Raw genomic sequence first — 6232 nt, forward strand, 5'->3', positions numbered from 1 at the left:
ACAAACCTTCTTTAACGTGATGAGGGTCGTATTTTAACCAAGCAATTGGTTCCAAGGTCTCCGTTACGAATCCCCTTTTTACAGACGCCTGGAGAGCTTTCAAAGCCTATGCAAAAGAAAAAGGAATCGAACATTACCCGTTCAAATCCTGTGGAAAGGAACGGGTAAAAGGGTTTTACCATATTCAAAATGTTAATAACTATTACAGCCGCTTAAAGGGTTGGATGAACCGATTCAATGGCGTGGTAACCAAGTACCGCGACCATTATTTGAGCTGTTTTTGTATTTGAATACGATCCGCCCCCGAACGATTATACAACTGTATGTAGGCAGATTGTCGACAGCTGCTTATTTCGGACAATGGCGACTTATGATAAATTGAGGTTATCTATATTCAGTGCTTCATAAGCATTATTCAACTTTTGGGGCAGTCATGTTAAAGAGGGTAGGTATTTAGGCTTGTGCTAGAAAAATTCTTTTTCAGAATGGGAAGGTGCCAAAATGAATATTGCAGAAGAAATCGTAATTTCTCCATTAAAGGATGAATTAATTGAGGACATCAATAAAACAAATGATTATTTCAACGTGTTTGGTAAGGTTGTACCCAGTCTTCAATCAGGAAAATGGTCTTTTGAAGAGATTCTATTTGATGAAACTAAAGAAATTCGTTTCCCAGATGATAAACTGGATTGGAGCCGTTATATAAACCGTGAAGATAAAGCTCTATTTTTAGCTTATAAGAATCATAATTGCATTGGGCAAATTAGAATAATTAAGGATTGGAATCGCTTCTGTTATATTGAAAATATCGCTACAAAAAAAGAATTTAGAGGATATGGAATCGGGAAGTTGCTTTTAACTAAAGCGGAAGAATGGGCAAAAAAAAGAAAACTTATCGGAATGTCTTTAGAAACGCAAGATGATAATCTTGGAGCGTGCAGGTTTTATGTGAAACAAGGATTCATACTAGGTGGAGTTGACACATTGAAACAGTCATATAATCCAAATATAGAGACCACTTTGTATTGGTATAAGCTATTCAAATAACGGGTGCTAATCTTCAATATGAATCTAAAACAGGGATCCCACATCGGGTCCTTGTTTTACGATCATTTATCCACAATATTATTTAACATAGCTTTTAAAATAAACCGGAAAAAAACTTCCTTTTCAAGTATAATCAAGATAAGAAAATGAACAAAAAAACGACGGAGTGATTGGATGAAAGAAATGAAACTCAGTTTATGGATCAAATACATACTGCTGGCGGTTGTGGCCGTACTTTTTGTGAAATATTTCAGCACGATTCTGGGTGCACTCGGGGCGATTTGGCATGTTGCCTTTCCGCTTTTGCTCGGAGCTGCGATTGCCTATGTGCTCAATATTTTAATGAAAAAAGTGGAACGCGTTTATTTTCCGAACGCGCAAAACAAATTTATCCGCGCAACGCGGAGGGGCGTCAGCATTCTTTTTTCGTTTGTGGTCATTTTTGGCATTGTTTCCATTCTGGTGTTGATCATTGTGCCACAATTGATCCAGGCTTTTACGGTATTGATTGATGCCATTCCGCGCGTTTACGCAAGAAGCCTGGACTATTTCCAGTCAAACAGCGGCAAGTACTCCAGTCTCGGAAAATTCATTGCAAGCCTCCAGGTCGATCTGGATGCAGTCACAAAAAAGTTGACCGCATCCCTTTCCAAAGTGGTGACCGGTATTTTAAATTCGACGTTTTCCATCGCCGGCGCCTTAACAAGCGGTGTAATGAACTTGATCATTGCCATTATTTTTGCCATCTATATTTTAGCGGCAAAAGAGAAGCTGGCCGTTCAGGCGGATAAAGTGGTTCGTGCTTTTTTGAAAAAGCAGACGGCGGACAGATTGTACTACGTGCTCGGAGTGGCAAACCGGACTTTTTCGAGCTTTATTGTCGGGCAATGTGTGGAGGCGGTCATTTTAGGAAGTCTATGTACGCTTGGCATGTTTCTTTTCCAGTTTCCGTACGCTGCAATGGTCGGTGCTTTCATTAGTGCAACGGCTCTGATCCCGGTGGTCGGTGCCTATTTGGGTGCGGCTTTCGGTGCCTTTATGATTTTAACAGTAGATCCGATGCAGGCAGTATTCTTTTTGATTTTCATTGTTGTGCTGCAGCAAGTGGAAGGCAACATCATCTATCCGCGGGTAGTCGGTTCGTCGATCGGGTTGCCGGGTTTATGGGTCTTGGCGGCGGTCATCATCGGGGGCGGCCTTGGCGGCGTTGTTGGTATGCTTTTCGGTGTGCCGGTTGCCGCGACATTGTATAAGCTGCTGAGCGACCAAGTGCAGAAACGGCTACAGACACCATCGGGAATAGAGGAAACAAACAGGGGCGGGGATATATAGAGGCGAATAATATTGCCTCTCGAAAAAGAACATCCGGGAACAACAGGAAGGAGAGCGCAAAATGAAATTGATCGCGATTGATTTTGACGGGACATTATTATCTGATGACGGAACAATTAGCGAAGAAAATGCCGGAGCGATTCGGGAAGTACAAGAGCAGGGGAATATCGTTGTCGCCTGTTCAGGGCGTTCGCTTCATGATACGCGGCATATTCTGAAAAAAGCAGGCCTTGATTGCCCGGTGATAACGGGAAATGGTGCCGTCATTTACGATTCGGATCAATGCATTTTAAAGCTTGTGATGCCGGATAAAGTACTGGACGACTTGCTTCCGGAACTGGAAGCGCAAGGATACTATTACGAGTTATATACTAACCAGGGCGTGTATTTGCTGGAAAAAGGGAGAAAGCGCCTTGAATCGGAAATGCATTCCTTGCACGAAAAAGATGAAACCTTTTCTTTGGAGTGGGCTGCCGGCCAAATTGAGCTCCAGATGCGGCAGTACGGGATTCATTATTTCCACCATTATGCTGAGTTGGATTTGCCGCATTTGGAGGTTTACAAAATTTTTGTACTGTCCTTTCATCCTGAACGGTTAAAGCAACTCCGCAGCTGGCTAAGCGGAAGACAAGATCTTTCCATGACCACATCGGGGCGCACGAAGTTGGAAATTGCCCATGCAGAAGTTAGCAAAGGCCATGCCCTTCAGTTTATGGCCCGCCATTTGAACATCCCGTTGGAAAATACGGTCGCAATTGGTGACAATTTTAACGATCTGTCCATGTTTGAAGTAGCCGGTATAAGTATTGCGATGGGAAACGCTGAAGAACAAGTGAAAGCGCGGAGCACCTATGTCACAAAGACCCATAACAAAAACGGCGTTGCCCATGCTCTGCGGACATACATATTGGGAAAATGATGGGGAATAAAACCAAAAAAGCGGTGGCTGTTTGCTGCCGATCTCCGCATTTTGCGGCAAGTTTTTTGGGCAAGTTACGGATTCATCCGAAAAAAATGAAGGTTCACAGCTCAAGTCCCCTTTTATTCCTCATCGAGCGTTTTTCTGATCGCCTGTTTTTTCTATCTTTATAAAAAGGAAATTATAGTTTCGTGTCGAATGTTATAAGTTGAATTTTAGTTTTTACATCGAGCCCGGGCACCACCCATTTGCACGATGATTTTTTACAGCAGGCAACAGAGCTGCTCATTCGTTCATTTTATATCGTTTACAATGCTATGCTGTCCGGGAGAAGCCGGCTGTAGAGGAAAATCGCATCGATGAAATCATCGCATAGGATATTTTCAATCATAGACATCACCATGCTTTGTGAAAACGGGAGGTCTCTATTATGAATTTCGATGTCATTGTCGTCGGAGCGGGGCTGGCCGGCTTGGTTGCAACCGCAGAGATGGCAGAGGGTGGGAAAAAAGTGCTGCTTTTAGACCAAGAGCCGGAAACCAGTATCGGCGGCCAAGCGTGGTGGTCGTTTGGCGGGTTATTTTTAGTAAATTCTCCGGAGCAAAGGCGGCTTGGGATAAAAGATTCCAGGGAACTGGCGTGGCAAGACTGGATTGGCACTGCCGGATTTGACCGGGAGGACGATGAAGATTATTGGGGAAAAAAATGGGCCGAAGCTTACATCGATTTTGCGGCCGGCGAAAAAAGATCGTGGCTGCACAAAATGGGCGTGCGATTTTTCCCGGTTGTCGGTTGGGCTGAACGGGGCGGACATTTAGCCACTGGACACGGCAATTCTGTTCCCCGCTTTCACATTGTGTGGGGAACCGGACCGGCACTGGTGGCACCTTTTGAGAAAAAAGTCCGGGAATATATGAAAGCCGGTTTGGTTCAATATTTGCCCCGCCATCGGGTCGATCACCTTTTAAAAGAAAATGGCACTGTTAGAGGGGTAGCCGGTTCTGTTTTGATTCCCAGCACAAAGGAGCGGGGAGAGGATACGGAAAGAGAGGTTATTGGCGATTTCGAATACCAGGCCGAAGCTGTATTAGTGGCGAGCGGTGGCATTGGCGGGAACCTTGATTTCGTTCGCAAAAATTGGCCGAAGCGGCTCGGAACGCCGCCTGCTCATATGTTATCGGGCGTTCCTGCGCATGTGGACGGCAGAATGCTTGGTATTACGGAAGAAGCGGGCGGGCGGATTGTGAATCGGGATCGGATGTGGCACTATACGGAAGGCATAAAAAATTGGAACCCGATTTGGTCCAACCATGGCATCCGTATTTTACCCGGGCCATCCTCCATTTGGCTTGATGCGGAAGGTAAACGCTTTCCTGTCCCTAATTTGCCGGGATTTGATACGCTCAGCACACTGGAAGCCATTCAAAAAACCGGTTATGACTATTCGTGGTTTATTTTAACGCAAAAAATCATAGAAAAAGAGTTTGCCCTGTCAGGATCGGAGCAAAATCCGGATCTTACCGGCAAAAGTATCCGGAAAGTGCTGGGCAGAGCTTTGCCTGGTGCGCCTGAACCCGTCCAGTCCTTCATGGATAAAGGAGAAGATTTTATCATTGCCCATAATCTAGAAGACCTTGTAAATGGAATGAACCGATTGACTGGTGAAAATCGATTACACTTTAAAGAAATTGAAGACCAAATAAAGGCGCGGGATCGGGAAATAGATCATAAATTTACAAAAGATTTGCAGGTGACGGCAATCCGGGGCCATCGAAATTATTTGGGGGATAGATGGATTCGTGTTGCCCCGCCGCATAAAATACTCGATCCGAAAAATGGTCCGCTCATTGCCGTGCGCCTTCATCTTCTAAGCAGAAAAACATTAGGCGGCCTGCAAACCGATTTATCTGGAAACGTTTTAGATTCCGCAGGCCGTGCCATACCCGGTTTGTATGCAGCGGGGGAGGTTTCCGGGTTTGGCGGTGGCGGCGTCCATGGCTACAGGGCTCTTGAAGGAACCTTTCTGGGCGGCTGCCTTTTTACAGGCAGGACGGCCGGGCGATCGCGGCTGAACTAAGTTAATTGCATAACGGACCCAGTGATTTTTTACCGGGTTTTCATGTGAAAATGGCGGGTCGGGCAGGATTCCTGGCGTTTATAGGCTTGAAAGCCGGATTCTAAATGTCATATGCAACAGAGGTCAACATTTTTGTGATCTATTTCTCCCGCGTAATATTCCGCTCGGTAAGGTCTGATTCCTTGCATATCAGACAAATTTTTTAGTTTTGCGCTCTTAGGATGATTCTTAATAAAGCTGTAAGTTGTTTATCGCCGGTAATCCTTTCTAGTTTTGTCATTGATCAGGGAGGGGGATATTTGCATTTTAATATCACTATGATTTGTAAACGCCAACATAAATCCAGCCTGCGAAATGAGAACCAAAGCAGCCGACAAAAAAATCATGATTTTTCTTTTGGAAAAGTTCGTCCTTTTTCTCCTCTGGAATTTAAAAAATAACCTCTTATAGGTGCTTCTAACTCACATTATGGCCAGCCAAGCGGCGAAAACGAGGGCAAGGGCCAACGATATTTCGACAAGATGGAGAAATGAAGGTTATGAGAAAGCGCATTTGCATAATGCGCTTATTTTGATTGTTTTGCGCTTGCTTTAAAAATGAGCCGTTTTTGGCCGGAAATGTACGCCAACAAGTCAGTTTCTTTTCAAAAATGATAGGACGGCCGCTTTCATGATCTCGTCAAAAAAATAATTTTAAAAATGGAGATAAAAAACTATAAACAGGGTATATATGTTTTTACTTAAGATCATGAAAAAGTCCTACGGTGTGATGTCAAGGGTTAAAAACAAGTGAATTGGAAATTTTGTTGGCTCTATGTCGTAAAAATGGCAATACTGAACTAAGCCTCCAGATAATTG

5 protein-coding genes and 1 pseudogene are annotated in these 6232 nt (G+C 44.2%); all 6 read left to right on the forward strand.

The window, feature by feature from the left end:
* Positions 1–44: 44 nt before the first annotated feature.
* Positions 45–408, forward strand: a pseudogene (locus tag NFR98_RS05765) (IS1595 family transposase); the annotation flags it as partial.
* 93 nt (positions 409–501) lie between these two features.
* Positions 502–1047 (forward strand): GNAT family N-acetyltransferase, encoded by a 546-nt coding sequence (locus NFR98_RS05770; protein WP_014095520.1) that lies wholly within the window; start codon positions 502–504, stop codon positions 1045–1047.
* A gap of 174 nt (positions 1048–1221) precedes the next feature.
* Positions 1222–2379, forward strand: a complete 1158-nt coding sequence (locus NFR98_RS05775) for an AI-2E family transporter (RefSeq protein WP_017552219.1) — start codon at positions 1222–1224, stop codon at positions 2377–2379.
* Positions 2380–2440: 61 nt separating this feature from the next.
* Positions 2441–3298: a Cof-type HAD-IIB family hydrolase gene (locus tag NFR98_RS05780; RefSeq protein WP_014095518.1), complete on the forward strand. Its 858-nt coding sequence runs from the start codon at positions 2441–2443 to the stop codon at positions 3296–3298.
* A 430-nt stretch (positions 3299–3728) separates the two neighbouring features.
* Positions 3729–5375 (forward strand): FAD-binding dehydrogenase, encoded by a 1647-nt coding sequence (locus NFR98_RS05785; protein WP_251459815.1) that lies wholly within the window; start codon positions 3729–3731, stop codon positions 5373–5375.
* Between the two features lie 299 nt (positions 5376–5674).
* Positions 5675–5815, forward strand: a complete 141-nt coding sequence (locus NFR98_RS05790) for a hypothetical protein (protein ID WP_155245505.1) — start codon at positions 5675–5677, stop codon at positions 5813–5815.
* Positions 5816–6232 lie beyond the last annotated feature (417 nt).

The sequence above is a fragment of the Weizmannia agrestimuris genome, from assembly GCF_943193165.1.
Taxonomy (GTDB): Bacteria; Bacillota; Bacilli; order Bacillales; family Bacillaceae_C; genus Weizmannia; species Weizmannia faecalis.